This is a genomic window from Cloacibacterium sp. Arc13, assembly GCF_041431305.1.
Lineage (GTDB): Bacteria > Bacteroidota > Bacteroidia > Flavobacteriales > Weeksellaceae > Cloacibacterium > Cloacibacterium caeni_B.
Genome location: NZ_JASMRM010000007.1, coordinates 48,992 through 64,549, shown reverse-complemented (window position 1 = coordinate 64,549; position 15,558 = coordinate 48,992). Strand labels below are relative to the sequence as shown.

Here is a 15,558-nt window from a genome sequence, read left to right as displayed (position 1 = left end):
TTGATTTTTCGTGACATTTTATTCTAATGCAATAAAAATCTTTTTTGATTATGAAAAAACTAACCCAAATCTTCATTTTACTATTCCTTATTTGGAATATTACTCCTATGAAAGCTCAAAAATACTATGACCAACAATGGAAGAAAATTTCTGAAAATTATAAGAAAGGAACTTATAAATCTAATCTTCCGCTCATTTTAGACATTCAGAAACGTGCAATTTCAGAAGATAATGCAATTCAATTGATTAAATCTTTGAAAGCGGAATTAAGCGTGATTGACCTTACCGAAGATGATACTCAAAATGATACTGCTTCTCAATTTTTTAAAAAATTACAATCTTTTGACCAAAAATTAAAAGGCGAACAAAAATTGGTTTTTCAAGTATTGTTGGGAGACTTTTTTCAAGATTATTACGATGAAAATCAATGGAAAATTAACCAAAGAACGAATGTAAATACTGGAGAAAAGCAAGATTTTTCTCAAATCGAAACATGGAGCAAATTAGATTTTAAAAATTATTTTGCCCAACATTTTTCTGAAATTTCAAAACAAGATGCAGCGTTACAAAAAATCACCATTTCAAAATATGCAGAGATTTTTGATGGAGTAGAAGATATTGCTTATTTCCCTAGTTTTTTTGATTATAAATCAATGCAATATATTGATTATCTTCAAAATAATTATTATTTTACTAAAAATGAATTGAAAGAAAATCAGTCTAAAATTTTTGGAATTTATGATGCGTTAATTGTTAAAAATTCAGGAAATGCTCAATTGTACTTCAAACATCAAAAATTGAATGACGATTGTGCTTTTACCAACTGTAAAAACAAACAAGAACAATTAATTTCTCTTTATAATTCAGCAACAGAAGGCGATTATAAGGTTTTAATCTCTCAAGAAATCATTTCCAGTCTTCAAGGAGAACAAAAATTTGATGAAGCGCTTTCTTGGATTGAAAAAGTGAAAAAAGCCTATCCAAAATCTAAATTTTTAGAAAACATCAAAAATCAGGAAAATCAAATCAAACAGCCTTTTGTCAATATAAAATTTGAAACGTCCACTTTGCCGAATCAACCGATTCATTTGGTTGCAGAATACAAAAATATGTCACAGTTTTCGCTCAATATTTATGAAGTGAAATCTGATTATCAAGGCTTTTTGAAGTATATTTATAATTCTTGGAACAAAGATTATTTTTCTCAACTCAAGAAAACTTTGGTAAAAAAAGATACTTTTCCTTTGAAAAATTTCAAAGATTACACTTCTCATAAAACTTCGCTGGAAATTGCACCACTTCCTTCGGGAATTTACGTGGGAGAATATTTGGTAGATGGCAATGTTCAAGACCATTTTTACTTTATTACCGCTAATTCTAGAATTATTTTTAAGAATAAATCAGACCAACAAATTTTCGCAAATGAATTGCAATTGGTGCTCAGAAATAACGGGAAAATTTTACCAAAAGAAAACTTAGAGTTTTATGAATATGTTGCTCAACAAAATGTAGAAAAATCTGCTGGAGTTACAGATGCTAAAGCTGGTTTTAAAATTCCAGAAAATGATAAAAAACGCTATTATCGCTATGTTTTGGTGCGTCAACCTTCTACTAATGATGTAAATCTTTTGCAAGTCTATGGCAATCAGTATGATACCTCTTTTAACACTAGAATTGAAGTAGAGCAAGCTCAAATTTTCTTAGACAGAGCGATTTACAGACCTGGACAAACTGTTTATTTTAAAGTAATTGGAACCGCTTTCAGTAGTGAAACCAACAAAGAAAAAGTAACGCCAAAAGTGAAGTTGAATATCACTTTGAAAGATACAAATGGTGAAGAAATTTCTACTCAAACTTTAACTACCAATGAATTTGGTTCTGTGAACGGAAGTTTTACGCTTCCGCAAGGAAAACTGAACGGACAATTTACAATAGAAGTAGATAATGACGACGATAATGTGACGGATTATGTAATTGATGGTTATAAAAGTTTCAGAGTGGAGGAATACAAAAGGCCGAAATTTGAAGTGAGTTTTGAACCGGTAAAACAAGAATATCAGTACGGACAAACCATTGAATTGCAAGGAAAAGCGATGATGTTTTCGGGAGTTCCGCTCAATAATGCTACCGTAAATTATGAAATCAAAAAACAGAATATTCGTTGGAGATATTTCTGGTGGTATCCTCGTGGAAATGATAACGAGAACTCAATTCTTGGTGAAGTAAAAACCAATGAAAAAGGGGAATTCACCATAAAAATTGACCTCAAAAAAGATGAAACTTTAGAAGGAATTCAGATTGATAATTATCAAATCAATGCTTCTGTTACCGATATTAACGGAGAAACACAATCTGACCAAACCAATCTAAAAGTGGCTTCGGTTTCGCATTATATTTCACTTTCAGATACTAAAGAAAATTATTTTACAGATGAAAATGTCAATGTAAAAGTAGAAACTAAAAATTACAACGACCAGATTTTAAAGAAAAGTTACACCGCAAAATTGTCAAAATTATCAACTCAAGAAAGAGTTTTCAGAACCAATTTTGAAAATGAAATTCAGAATGCGCCAATCTTTAGCAAAGAAGTTTTTGTACAGAAATTCCCTCATGATTATTTTGAAAAATCGGAGAAAGAGAATAAAGTTGAAAGCAAAATATTTGAACGAATAGAAAGTCCAAATACTAAAGACCAATTACCAATTACCAATTTAGATTTAGGAAAACTTTACGCTGGAAAATACAAACTCGAACTCTTTAACATCGAAGGAAAAGATACCATCAAAACGGAGAAAATTTTTGAAGTTTTTGATAAAGCTAAACTTTCTGAAAATCAAAAGCCTTTCTTAAAAGTAATTCCCGTAAAATCTGAATACAACAGAACTGAAAAGGCGAAATTCTACGTTTATTCAGCCATTCCAGATGCTTTGGTCAATGTATATGTTCAAAACGGTGATGGAAAAACGCAATTTGAGCAATTACCGATTAAAAACGGAATTTTAGTTTATGAAGTTCCACTTCCGAAAGATATTAGCATAGAAAATCTGAATGTTCAGTTTCAAATGATTGCTTTCAATGATGTGCAAACTGTTTCGCAAGATGTGAAAATTTCTTCGGATAAAAAGCCTTTGAAAATAGAATTGGTAACGTTTAGAGATAAATTACAACCGAATTCCAAAGAAAAATGGAGTGTGAAAATTTCTGGCGATGCCAAAGAAAAAGTAACTGCCGAAGTTCTAGCGAATATGTATGATAAATCTTTAGACCAATTTGCGGTAAATACTTATTCTTGGCAAAGTCTTTACAGTAAACCTTACTGGATTTCTCAATACGGCATCAATGAAAGTTTAGACCAAAAATATTACAGCAAAAGACTAAAATATTTTAATAATTTCGGTGTTAATAGACCTGATTTTGATTGGTTTGATGGAGGAATTTATAACAGAGGAATAAGAATTAGAGGAGCAAAATCAATTGATGAAGTTGTAGTTACGGCATATGGTTCAAAAAGAAAAGAAGAATCTTTAGGTTATGCTAAAATGGATTCAATGTCAGCTCCACCATCAACTCCACCACCACCAAACATTGATATAAAAGAAGGTCAAGATGGTCCTTATGAAATAGAAAATATAAAAATTCGCCAAAATCTCAACGAAACCGCATTTTTCTATCCAAATTTAATGACGGATAAAAACGGAAATGTATCGTTTGAATTTACATCTCCAGAAGCGCTTACACAATGGAAATTGATGTTTCTAGCACATACCAAAAATGCACAAGCCGCCACTTTAGAAAAAACGGTGGTTACGCAAAAAGAATTTTCGGTAACACCGAATTATCCTAGATTTTTGAGAGAAGGTGATGAATTGGTTTTCAAATCTAAATTGAGCAACTTAACGACTCAACAACTCAACGGTTTTGCGAAATTGCAAATATTAGATGCTTTCACCAATGAAGATATTACCGAAAAATTTGGAATTAACCAGTTAAATGCAGCTGCTGGTTACAACGTAGAACAATCATTTACACTCAATGCAAATGTAAGCACAACCGTTCAATGGAATGTAAAAGTTCCGAACGGAGTTTCCTCAATAATTATCAAAAACGTAGCAAAAGCTGGTCAATTTTCTGATGGTGAACAAAAAGCAATTGCGGTTTTGCCAAATAGAATGTTGGTTACTGATGCAGTTCCTGTTTTTGTGAAAGAAGGACAAACCAAGACCTTTGTTTTAGAAAATCTGAAAAATAATAATTCTAAAACGGCAACCAATGTTTCCAATACTTTAGAATTGACGACCAATCCCATTTGGGAAGTGATTTTTGCGTTGCCAAGTCTCAAAAATGATAACAATCTTTCGGCTGATGTGGTTTTCAATAAATGGTTTGCCGATGTTTTGGCGTCTGAAATTTTCAAAGCCAATCCGAAATTGAAAACTGTTTTTGATGAATATCAAGCAAAAGGTTTATTGAATTCAAATTTGGAGAAAAATCAAGAATTGAAACAATTATTGTTGGAAGAAACACCTTGGGTTTTAGATGCTAAAAACGAAACCGAACAAATGCAGAAATTGGCAAGATTGTTCGATGCGAATACCATGCGAAATTCAATCAACGATGATTGGAGCGAACTGAAAAAACTGCAAAATCCTGATGGTGGTTTCTCATGGTACGCTGGTTACCCAAGTTCATACTACAATTCCTTATATATTTTGAAAAATTTAGGTAGAATTAATGAATGGTTGAAAGGAAATCTGGCAGATTATCAATCTACCGAACAAAAAGAAATGGTTTCTCAATTGGTGAAATTTGTGGATAATGAAGTGAGCAAATATTTCGATGTAAATACGGTTGCTGAGCGTAGTCGAAGCAATGTTTGGAATAATTATGTGTTAGATTATTTGGATACCCGGCATTATTGGGAAAAAGAATTTCCGTTAAAAGGTGATGGCAAGAAAATGAAAGATTTAGTGATTTCAAAAGCTAAAACTGCTAAAATAACCGACTTCACTTTCTTTGGATTACATAGAGCAGCATTACTTTTTGATGCTTACAATTTGAAAGACGTTTCTAAAAAATTATTGACTTATTTGAAAGAAACTTCTGTGCAAAGTGAAACACAAGGTATTTATTGGAAACAAAATCTTAACGATTGGGGTTGGTATTCTTCTAAAACCGTAAATCACGCTGGTGCTTTGGAAGCTTTCAATAAATTGACAGCCGACCAAAATTTTGTGGAAGAAATGAAAATTTGGCTGATTACGCAGAAAGAAGTTTCCAATTGGGATACTTCTAGAAGTACTGCCGAAGTGATTTACACGATTCTCAATTCTGGAAAATCTTGGACTTCAGCGGAAAGCGATAAAGCCACAATAATATGGGGCGGAAAAGATTTGGTAAATCCTGATACAAAAGCAACGGGTTATGTGAAGTCAGCGGTGAATTCAGATAAAATAGATAAAAATTTAGCCACAGTAACCATTACAAAACCAGGAGCTGGAATTGTACAAGGTGGTTTATTCTGGCAATATTATGAGGATCTAGACAAAATTAAATCCTCGGAAACTTATATTTCTATTACCAAAGAATTGTACAAAAAAGTGAAAACTGTAAATGGTGAAGAATTGCAGAAAATTACAGAAAATGCTCCACTAAAAATCGGGGATAAAGTAACGGTAAGAATGATTTTGAACACCGATAGAAATATGGAATTTATTCATCTGAAAGATATGAGAGCAGCAGGTTTTGAACCGGTTGATGTACTTTCTGGCTATCAATGGAAGAATAATTTAGGTTATTATCAAGTTACCAAAGATGCTTCTACCAATTTCTACATCGAATACATGCCGAAAGGAAAATACGTTTTTGAGTATGATTATATTTGTAATGCAGCAGGAACATTCAGCAACGGAATTACAACGATGCAGAATTATTATGCTCCACAAATGAACGCTCATACACAAGGAACTAAAATTTCAATTAGTGAATAATTTAAAAATGAAATCGTCTACAAATTTTTTGTGGGCGATTTTATTTTTTGACAAATGTCAAAGGAATATTTTTTTAATCGTCGCAACTTTGCATCTGTAAACAAACATTAAAAATGAAAAACTATAAAACATTAATTTTTACAGCAATGATGGGCTTTCCTTTGTCCTTCTCTGCGCAAACTGCTCCTTCATTCAAGGAATTGGTAGACGCAGCGATGACCAAAGATGCTGCCATAGAACAACAAAATTTAGAGTCTAAAGCAAATGGATTAGACCAACAAAAATTAAAAGACATTTTCTTACCCAAAGTTGAAATTTCAGGAAAAGGAGAATATTTAAATGCTACGGCAAAATTCCTTTCACCAGAAATTGCCATTCCTGCGATTAAACCTATTTTTCCGGGTGTGGTTTTTCCAGAAGGAACTTTTGATAATAATTTTACTTTGTCGGGTTTTGATGCAGCCGCAAAAATTGAAGCAAAAGCGCTTCTTTATTCTGGCGGAAAAGTAAAATATCTTAAACAAGCTTTGACCGAGAAAAATAATGCGACTCAAGCTTTACAAGTCAAAAATCAAGACGAAGTCATTACTCAAATTTCTAAAGCTTATGATCAATTTGCACTTGTAATAGAATCTAAAAAAGTTTTAGATGAAAGCAAAAAACGTCTCGATGCCAATAAAAAAACAGCAGAAAAAGCTTTAGGTTATGGTTTAATTACTCCTTATGATTACAAAAAAATAGAATTGGCACAAGCTACTTTGGATTCTAAAATGGTAGAATACGAAGGCAAAAAAGAGTTGCTGATTACTCAATTAAATGTTTTAACGGGAATTGACAAAGAGAGAATTGCTCTCATCCATCCTGATTTAGAAAAAATAGACTATTTGCTTACCAATGAAACCATCGAAAATAGAGCAGAATTAAAAGCTTTGGATTTTGGGATTAAAGCCATTGATGCCAAAATAAAAGCAGAAAAAACGTGGTGGATTCCGAAAGTTCAAGCCATGACTTCTCTTTCATACATGGGATTTTATAATACCAATCTTTCTTCATCAAAAGAATTAATGCCGGGAACTGGCGCAAAGTTAGATTATGACTTGACCAATCTTAATTTACTGCCGATTTTTCAAGCGGGAATTGGTTTTAAATGGGATGTTTTTGACGGAAATGAAGGAAAACATGAAGTAGAAAAAGCAAAAATTGAAAGAGAGATTTTAGAAAGTAAAAAATCTGATGCCGAAAGAAAATTACAACTCAATTTAGCCAATAATCAAACCAATTATAACATTGCAAATGCGCAAGTAGACTTAAAAGCGAAGGCGAAACAAATTGCTAAAAATGCAATGACACAAGCCGAAAAAGAATTCAGATATGGTTTGATTAAATCTACGCAATTGATAGAAGCAGAAAACGATTTAGAAAACGCAGAATTAGAATATCAAACTGCTGTGTTCAACCAAAGAAGAGCAGCGGTAGAACTGATGAAATCTACTCAAAATTTAAACTTAGAAAAACTATAAAACGATAAACATTAATCAATTAAATATTTTAATCCAATGAAAAACTATATTGTAAAATCTTTATTTTTAGTAACCTTACTTTCTCTAGGAGCTTGTAAAAACGAAACTCCACAACAATTAACCGAAGGAAAAACTAAAAAAGAAGTTGTTTCTTTCGCGCCAAAAGTTACAGGTAGAATTTTAAAAATTTATGTAGAAGAAGGACAAACCGTAAAAGCAGGAGATACCCTCGCAATGTTAGACGTTCCAGAAGTTTCTGCAAAAATTGCTCAAGCAAAAGGAGCCACTGCTGCAGCAACTGCACAAGCACAATTGGCGAAAAATGGCGCAACTGCAGACCAACTTCGTCAGTTAAAAGCCAAACAAAAAGGTTTAGCAGAACAATATGAATATGCTCAAAAATCTTTTAAAAGAGCGCAAAATATGTACAAAGACAGTTTGCTTTCTCCACAAAATTATGATGAGGCTTTCGCTAAATTACAAGGTGCAAAAGCGCAATATGACGCAGTGAATGCAGAATTGCACGATGTGGAAATCGGTACAAGATTAGAAAAAATAGAAATGGCAATCGGTCAAGAAAATCAAGCGAGAGGTGTTCTCCAAGAAGCTAATGTTGCCTATTCTGAAAGATATATTATCGCAACCAATGATATGGAAATTGAAACTATTTCTCTAAATGTAGGCGAATTGGCAACTGCTGGTTATGCACTTTTCAACGGTTATATTCCGAATTCGACTTATTTCCGTTTTACCATTCCAGAAAGTAAAATTTCTAAATATCAAAAAGGAATGACCGTGAATATGAAATCTACTTTCGGAAATCAAGAGTTTTCAGGGAAAATAGTTTCTATCAAACAATTGACAAAATATGCAGATATTACCACAGCATTCCCAGATTATCAACCAGAAGATGCGGTTTACGAAATTAAAGTAATTCCTACAGATAGAGCAAAAGTGAATAATATTTTGGTGAATTCTAGCGTAACTTTAAAATAATCTTAACTAAAAACCGCAAAAGCTCCAAAAGAAATGTTTGAAAATAAGCAATTCAAAAGTAAAAAAAGTTTTTTTTCTTTTGGAAAACTTTAAAACGGAAAAGCTTTTGTCTCTTTTGTGGTTAAAAAAAATAAAATTTAGAAAAAATGAAACAGTTAAGATACCTTTTAAAAAGAGAGTTTCATTTGTTCTTCACGAACAAAACAATGCTTTCTGTATTTTTTATGGCTCCCATTTTCTACGCGCTTTTGTTAGGTTTTACCTATGAAAAGGGAAAAGTAACGGATATTCCTGTGATTGTAATTAATCATGACCAAACTCCATTGTCTAATCAAATTGTAGACATGTTAGATGATAATCAAACGCTGAAAGTGCTGAATTATGTAGATGAACCAGCAATTTTGAAAGATGAGATCATCAAAACAGAAGCAGGAGCAGTTGTTATAATTCCGGAGCGTTTCGAGGCGAATATGCTGCAAAAGAAATATCCAGAAATTAACGTGTATCTCAATACTTCGAATGTGTTGACTGCTAATTTTGCTTCAAAAGCGATTCAATTAACCTTAGGAACTTTTTCAGCGGGTGCCGAAATGAAAGCTTTGCAGAAAAAAGGAATGAATGCAGACCAAGCAAAAGCCAATATAGAACCTTATAAAGCCAATTATATTACGCTTTTTAACACCACGAGTAATTACTTAATTTTCATGTGGCCAGCAATGATGGCAGTGGTTTTACAGCAAGTTATTCTTTTGGCGATGGCAGTTACGTTTTCCGAGGAATTTAAAAGAGATTCTTTCATAAAAGATTTTGCAGGGAAACACAAATATGCAATTTTGGTAATGGCGATTAAATGTTTACCCGTTTGGATTTTCTCCAATTTAAATATTTTGGTTTTTTACTTATGCAGTTTGTATTTTAAAATTCCACTTCCAGAAAACGCCATGAATTTCTTTTTGATAACTGCAATTTTTGTAGTAGCAGCAACTAATTTAGGTGTTTTGGTGAGTATTTTGGTTCCAGATGCTTTGAAGGCAACACAAATTTTAATGGTAATTGCTTCGCCTGCGTTTATCATCAGTGGATTTACTTGGCCAAATTACGCGATGCCAGATTTTATTACATATTTCACTAAAATTATTCCTTTAACTCCATACCTGGAAGCGCTGAAAATATTGGTGGTAGAAAAAGGTTCCGATTATTTAACCCAAAAATATTTCTGGCACTTATTTATTTTAGGTTGGGTTTATTTCCTTTTAGGCTGGATTGCATTGAAAATCAAAATCAAAATGCTGTTCAAAGAATATCATCTCTCTGAAGATTATGACGACCAGAGGTTCGTTTAATCCATATAGTTTTTTTTATTAATGTTTATTCGAAGGCGTTTCAGTTTACTGAAACGCCTTTTTTGTGTAATTTTGCCAGAAATTTAGTTTTCATGAAATTAATTCAAGAACTTAATAAGCACATTAAGGTAGATGCAGAAATAGAGCGTTTTTTAAATGAAGAATGTGAAACAAAAGTCTTTGAAAAAGGTGAAATATTGAGCAAGCAGAATCAATACAATCATACTGTTTTCTTTGTAGATGAAGGTTTGCTAAGGATGTTTTACTACGAAAACGGAAAAGATATCACCACCAATTTTTATTCTGAAGGCAAGATTACTGCCAATATAGATACTCTTTTTAAAAACCAACCTACTCGAAATAACATAGAAACGTTAGAAAAATCGGTAATTACCACTTGTAATTTCAATAAATTAGAGGAATTATGTTCGGTTTCGCTTACTGCGGCAAATTTCAGCAGATATATTCTAGGAAACTTAATGATAGAAATGTCGCGCAGAATTTCTTCGCTGCAATACATGACGGCAAAAGAAAAATACATTCAATTGCTTGAAGAAAATCCTAATATCATTCTCAGAGCTCCATTAGGAATGATTGCCTCTTATTTGGGGATTTCTCAGGAGACATTGAGCCGTATCAGAAGTGATATTTAATGTCAAAACGGTTTTAGTTTTCTAAATTTTATCATATTTTTAAGATTCTTTTGGTAGGCGTATTAGAAATTTCAATTAACTTTGATATTCTTTAAAATAAAATCCATGCAAAACGTTTTTGATGCAAAAGATGCGCAAGAGTACATCAATAGAATCAATAATTTAACACCAGAAACCCAAAGAAAATGGGGCAAAATGAGTGTAAATCAAGTTTTAGCACATTTAAATGTAGCCTATGACCTAACTTTTACACCAGAAAAATTTCCAAAACCTAGTTTTATTGCTAAATTTTTACTTTCGAAATTCGTAAAACCGAAAATCACCAACGAAATACCATATAAACAGAGTTTGCCAACAAGTCCAGCTTTTATCATTGCTGATGAGAGAAACTATGAAGAAGAAAAAGCCAAATTAATTGGCAATATTCAGCGTGTTCAACAATTGGGAAGAGAAGCTTTCGAAGGAAAAGAAAACATCAATTTCGGAAAAATGACGGCTCAAGGTTGGAATAATATGTTTGCGAAACATCTCAATCATCATTTAGAGCAATTTGGAGTTTAAATGCTGAGAGAAGGCTGATAAAATTCAGCAACATTAATCAAGATATTTTTTGTAAATTCGAGTATAAATAATTGTTCAATCTTAAAAATGATAACGCTATGCACGATAATGTTAAAATCAGCGTAAAAGTAAACGCACCAATAGAAAAAGTTTGGGATGCGATTACGAATAGAGAACAGATGAAAGAATGGTATTTTAATATACCAGACTTCGAATTAAAAGAGCATACCGCTTTTAATTTCTTTGAAGGAGAAGATAAAAAATTACACCATCACTGCGAAATCGTAGAGATTATTCCTCAGAAAAAATTAAAACATTCTTGGACGTATCCTGATTATACCCATGATAAAACGTTAGTGAAATGGGAACTTCAGCCAGAAAGCAACGGAACTTTGGTTACTCTTACACACAAAGGTTTAGAAAACTTTGATCATCTAGGCGCTGATTTTAAGAAAGAAAATTTCCAAAACGGTTGGGACGAAATCCTAAACAAAGCTTTGAAAAATTTTGTTGAAAATTAAAAATTCTTAAAATTTATTAAATATTAGGCATCATTCTTATAGAGTGGTGCTTTTTTTGTAATTTTGAACTAAATAATTTAAGAATGAAAAAAACACTTTTCGTAAGTATATTTGCCCTATTTTTATTGACTTCATGTAATAAAGACAAAGAGATTTTAGACGCTCTCAATACCTATAATACAGAAATGGAAACCAAAGGTTATCATTTCGGGGACAAAATAAACCTACCCAAAGAAGTTACCGAAAACGCAGAAAGCATCAGCATCAGCTTCGGAGACAAGGAAACAAGCGATTTAGTAGTAGATCCAGCATTTTTTACTTTAGGAGATAATGCGGTAACCATCAATATTACCAGAGATGGAAAAGTATTGACTCAAGATGCTACCATAAATGTTTTCGCCAAAAATCCAGAAGCGCAATTGACTTATGAAATCGTAGCAGAATATCCTCATGATAAAGCTAATTTTGTACAAGGATTTCAGTTAGAAGGAAACACCATTTATGAAAGTGATGGACAAACCGGACAATCTAAAATTTTAAAATATACCTTAGGTCAAACCAATGCTACAACTTTTACAGCACAACCCGCAGATGTTTTCTCTGAAGGAAGCACGATTGTAGGAAACAAAGTGTATCAACTGACTTGGCAAAATAAAAAAGGTTTTATTTATGATAAATCATCGCTTAAACTTCTATCAGAATTTCCTTATCCTAATGTAATGGGAGAAGGTTGGGGTTTAACTTATGATGGTAAAAATCTTATCGCTTCAGACGGAACTAAAAATCTATATTTCTTAGATGTAAATGACCCTTCTAAAATGGTGAAATACATCTCTGTAGCTGGAAATACTGAAGTGTATGACCAATTAAATGAATTAGAATATGATAACGGTTTTGTTTACGCTAATGTTTGGCAAAAGCCGATTATTCTAAAAATTAATCCAAAATCTGGAGAAGTGGTGGCGAGAATAGATTTCTCAGAAATTGTGAAAAAACACAACACAGGAACAGATGATGTTCTCAACGGAATTGCCTTCAAAGGGCAGAATATGCTTATTACAGGAAAAAATTGGGACAAAATTTATGAAGTAAAAATAAAGTAAATTTCATGCTGAAAGTTTCTGGTTTTTTCTTGACAATACATTTTATAAACACAAATGCCATGAAACGATTATCACTTATTTTTACATTTATTTGTTCTGCACTTTTTGCACAAAAAGAATTTCCTATTATCATAAAAGATAGTATTAGAGATGTTCTTATAGATGATTATGAGAACATTTATGTGTATCGCAATAGCGATTTGAGTATTCTGAAATATGATTCTCTTGGTCATAAAAAAGCACAAGTCATGTTTCCGCAACCGTTTAAAATACAATCGGTTGAAAACCCTCTGAATATTTTTTTATTCTCAGAAAACGGACAGGAAATTAAAATTCTAGACCAGAATCTTAATGAAATTCAGTACCTTAATTTATACCAAAAATTCGGACATGTAAAAGCGGTTTATTCGCAAGATTTACAGTTTATTTGGGTGTTAGATTCAGCTCGAAAGCAATTGATACAGTACAATTATCGAGAGGATAAAATCATCAATATCTTTCCTTTTGACATGGATTTGAGTACTGTGGTAGATTTTATCGTGTATCAAAATCACTTATACTTACTCAGAGAAAAATGTTTCAGCGTTTATAAACTCAAAGGTGCTCAGAAATATTCTATCGACATAGATAATGGTAAAAGATTAAGACGCGTAAATGATAAAATTTACGTGATAGAACAAAATACCATTTCACTCTACACACCAGCTCAATTATTCTATCCAGTATTTTCTAAAGAAAATTTTATCATTGTGGAAAAAAACAGCAATCATTTTTTGGCTTTGATAGAAGACAAACTTTATCTTTACGGAATAGAAAAATAGAATCGATGCATATTGCTGTTACTGGAAACATAGGCGCGGGAAAAACTACTCTAACTACCATGTTGTCAAAACATTATGGTTGGGATGCGCAATTTGAAGATGTAGATCATAATCCATATTTAGAAGACTTTTACGAAGACATGAGCAAATGGAGTTTTGCGCTCCAAATCTATTTCTTAGGAAGCAGATTTCGTCAGGTAAAAGAAATTAGAGAAAGTGGTAAAAATATAGTTCAAGACAGAACCATCTACGAAGATGCGTATATTTTTGCGGAAAACTTAAATGATATGGGCTTGCTTACCGAAAGAGATTTTAACAATTATTCTTCGGTGTTTCATCTGATGAAATCCTTTGTTTCGGCACCAGATTTGCTTATTTATTTAAAGTCAGATGTTCCTAATTTAGTAAAGAAAATCTACAAAAGAGGAAGAGATTATGAAGCCAGCATTAGCATAGAATATTTATCTAAACTGAACGAAAAATACGAAAAATGGATTTCTAACTACAAAGAAGGAAAACTACTCATTATAGAAGTAGATGATTTAGATTTTGTAGAAAGACCAGAAGATTTCGGGTATATTTTAGAGAAAATAGAAGCAGAATTGCACGGACTTTTTTAAGCAGTAGCGTTGTAGAATGATTGAGAATTAGAGAACATTGATAAAAATTCATCATTAAACATCTAATATCCAAAATTTATGATTACCATCTTACATAATAATCGCTGCGGAAAATCTAGAACTGCCTTACAGTATTTAGAATCTAAAGGTGTGGTATTTGAAGTAAGAAATTACTTAGAAAACCCATTGTCTGAAGTAGAAATAGAAGATTTATTATCTAAATTAGATACTTCAATACATAACATTATCAGAAAAAATGAAGATTTATGGAAAGAAAATTTCTCAGAAACAACGTATTCTGATAGTGGTTTAGTTTCTATTTTGGCAAATTATCCTAAACTTTTGCAAAGACCAATTGTCGTTAAAGATAATAAAGCCATCATCGCAAGAGAAATAGAAAAATTAGAAAAATTTCTATAAAATAAATGAAAAGCGAACTCGAAAGAGTTCGCTTTTTTGATTTAAAGTTTTTTATTTGTTGATTAAATCTTCTAAAGCAGCATTTAAATCTGGATATTTAAAAGTAAATCCTGTTGATTTTATTTTCTCGTTAGACGCTCTGCTTCCTTCTAAAATAATAGAAGACATTTCTCCCATAATAAGTTTCATCATAAATGCTGGAACATGAATAGGCAAGAAAAATTTGTTTGATTTTTGAGCCATACTTTTCATGAAAGCTTCATTGGTCACCGTTTCATCTGCTACCGCATTGTAACTTCCATTGTATTGAGAATTTTCTATCGCTTCTACATACATATTTGCCAAATCTTCTATGTGAATCCAGTTCATCCATTGTTTTCCTTTTCCTACAGGTGAAGCCAAGTTGAAATCCGTCAATTTTTTCAATGGAACAAAACTTCCGCCTTCTTTTGCCAAAACCATCGCTGTTCTTAGACAAATCACACGTTCTGAAATTTCAGAAAATTGATAGGCAGATTTTTCCCAATCCACTGAAAGTTCAACCAAAAAATCTAGTTTTTTGATGGGCGAATTTTCAGTGAGAATTTCATCACTCGTAAAAGTTCCGTAATAATTAATTCCAGAAGCTGAGATAAAGCTTTTTAGTTTGATTTGATGCTTTTCGCAGTAAGATTTAAGAAGATTAGCAGCATTAATTCTAGAGCTGTAAAGTTCTTTTTTATATTCTTTTGTCCATCTTTTGGCAATGGTAGCACCTGCTAAATGAATAATAGCTTCTATGTTTTCAAAAGCAGCATCTTCTATGAAATTTTGATCTGGATTCCATTGAAATTCATTAGGTTTTCCCGTTTTTTTTCTGGTCAAAATTACAATTTCATGACCATTTTCTTTTAGTTTTTGAACTAAGTATTTCCCGATTAAACCAGTGGCTCCTGTGATTAATATTTTCATAGATTTCAAATTTTAAGATTTCAGATATGAGATATTAGATTTGAGAAGATTTTCTGTCTTCC

Annotated in this window: 12 protein-coding genes; 11 read left to right on the top strand and 1 reads right to left on the bottom strand. The window is 32.1% G+C overall.

What is annotated here, in order from left to right; genetic code table 11:
* Positions 1-50: 50 nt before the first annotated feature.
* The 11 genes from QO190_RS07075 (at position 51) to QO190_RS07025 (ending at position 14,545) form a co-directional block, all read left to right on the top strand.
* Positions 51-5,987, top strand: coding sequence for an alpha-2-macroglobulin (locus QO190_RS07075; RefSeq protein WP_371462166.1), 5,937 nt, complete (start codon positions 51-53; stop codon positions 5,985-5,987).
* 113 nt (positions 5,988-6,100) lie between these two features.
* Positions 6,101-7,507, top strand: a complete 1,407-nt coding sequence (locus QO190_RS07070; protein WP_371462167.1) for a TolC family protein — start codon at positions 6,101-6,103, stop codon at positions 7,505-7,507.
* A 36-nt stretch (positions 7,508-7,543) separates the two neighbouring features.
* The gene (locus QO190_RS07065) at positions 7,544-8,503 is read left to right on the top strand and encodes an HlyD family secretion protein (RefSeq protein WP_371462168.1); all 960 of its coding nucleotides are present in this window, start codon (positions 7,544-7,546) and stop codon (positions 8,501-8,503) included.
* A 146-nt stretch (positions 8,504-8,649) separates the two neighbouring features.
* Positions 8,650-9,846: an ABC transporter permease gene (locus tag QO190_RS07060; protein ID WP_371462169.1), complete on the top strand. Its 1,197-nt coding sequence runs from the start codon at positions 8,650-8,652 to the stop codon at positions 9,844-9,846.
* A 92-nt stretch (positions 9,847-9,938) separates the two neighbouring features.
* Entirely contained in the window at positions 9,939-10,499 is a 561-nt protein-coding gene (locus QO190_RS07055; RefSeq protein ID WP_371462170.1) for a Crp/Fnr family transcriptional regulator, read from the top strand.
* Positions 10,500-10,604: 105 nt separating this feature from the next.
* Positions 10,605-11,060 carry a DUF1569 domain-containing protein gene (locus QO190_RS07050; RefSeq protein ID WP_371462171.1) on the top strand — a complete coding sequence of 152 codons (456 nt, stop codon included), beginning with the start codon at positions 10,605-10,607 and terminating at the stop codon, positions 11,058-11,060.
* 98 nt (positions 11,061-11,158) lie between these two features.
* Positions 11,159-11,581, top strand: coding sequence for an SRPBCC domain-containing protein (locus tag QO190_RS07045; RefSeq protein ID WP_104792784.1), 423 nt, complete (start codon positions 11,159-11,161; stop codon positions 11,579-11,581).
* An 83-nt stretch (positions 11,582-11,664) separates the two neighbouring features.
* Positions 11,665-12,684 (top strand): glutaminyl-peptide cyclotransferase, encoded by a 1,020-nt coding sequence (locus QO190_RS07040; RefSeq protein WP_371462172.1) that lies wholly within the window; start codon positions 11,665-11,667, stop codon positions 12,682-12,684.
* A 59-nt stretch (positions 12,685-12,743) separates the two neighbouring features.
* On the top strand, positions 12,744-13,505 hold the full coding sequence (locus tag QO190_RS07035; RefSeq protein WP_104792466.1) for a hypothetical protein: 762 nt from the start codon (positions 12,744-12,746) through the stop codon (positions 13,503-13,505).
* 5 nt (positions 13,506-13,510) lie between these two features.
* Entirely contained in the window at positions 13,511-14,125 is a 615-nt protein-coding gene (locus tag QO190_RS07030) for a deoxynucleoside kinase (RefSeq protein ID WP_069796688.1), read from the top strand.
* Positions 14,126-14,203: 78 nt separating this feature from the next.
* Complete coding sequence (locus tag QO190_RS07025; RefSeq protein WP_371462173.1) at positions 14,204-14,545, top strand: ArsC/Spx/MgsR family protein; 342 nt, start codon at positions 14,204-14,206, stop codon at positions 14,543-14,545.
* A 51-nt stretch (positions 14,546-14,596) separates the two neighbouring features.
* Here QO190_RS07025 and QO190_RS07020 read toward each other — a convergent pair whose 3' ends face one another.
* Positions 14,597-15,496, bottom strand: a complete 900-nt coding sequence (locus QO190_RS07020) for a TIGR01777 family oxidoreductase (RefSeq protein WP_371462174.1) — start codon at positions 15,494-15,496, stop codon at positions 14,597-14,599.
* Between the last annotated feature and the right edge of the window lie 62 nt (positions 15,497-15,558).

Bases quoted from the DNA above. Each gene is read 5' to 3' on its own strand.
- QO190_RS07040 (WP_371462172.1), top strand. From the start codon at position 11,665: ATGAAAAAAACACTTTTCGTAAGTATATTTGCCCTATTTTTATTGACT.
- QO190_RS07055 (WP_371462170.1), top strand. From the start codon at position 9,939: ATGAAATTAATTCAAGAACTTAATAAGCACATTAAGGTAGATGCAGAA.
- QO190_RS07030 (WP_069796688.1), top strand. From the start codon at position 13,511: ATGCATATTGCTGTTACTGGAAACATAGGCGCGGGAAAAACTACTCTA.
- QO190_RS07065 (WP_371462168.1), top strand. From the start codon at position 7,544: ATGAAAAACTATATTGTAAAATCTTTATTTTTAGTAACCTTACTTTCT.
- QO190_RS07035 (WP_104792466.1), top strand. From the start codon at position 12,744: ATGAAACGATTATCACTTATTTTTACATTTATTTGTTCTGCACTTTTT.
- QO190_RS07060 (WP_371462169.1), top strand. From the start codon at position 8,650: ATGAAACAGTTAAGATACCTTTTAAAAAGAGAGTTTCATTTGTTCTTC.
- QO190_RS07020 (WP_371462174.1), bottom strand. From the start codon at position 15,496: ATGAAAATATTAATCACAGGAGCCACTGGTTTAATCGGGAAATACTTA.
- QO190_RS07025 (WP_371462173.1), top strand. From the start codon at position 14,204: ATGATTACCATCTTACATAATAATCGCTGCGGAAAATCTAGAACTGCC.
- QO190_RS07070 (WP_371462167.1), top strand. From the start codon at position 6,101: ATGAAAAACTATAAAACATTAATTTTTACAGCAATGATGGGCTTTCCT.
- QO190_RS07050 (WP_371462171.1), top strand. From the start codon at position 10,605: ATGCAAAACGTTTTTGATGCAAAAGATGCGCAAGAGTACATCAATAGA.
- QO190_RS07045 (WP_104792784.1), top strand. From the start codon at position 11,159: ATGCACGATAATGTTAAAATCAGCGTAAAAGTAAACGCACCAATAGAA.
- QO190_RS07075 (WP_371462166.1), top strand. From the start codon at position 51: ATGAAAAAACTAACCCAAATCTTCATTTTACTATTCCTTATTTGGAAT.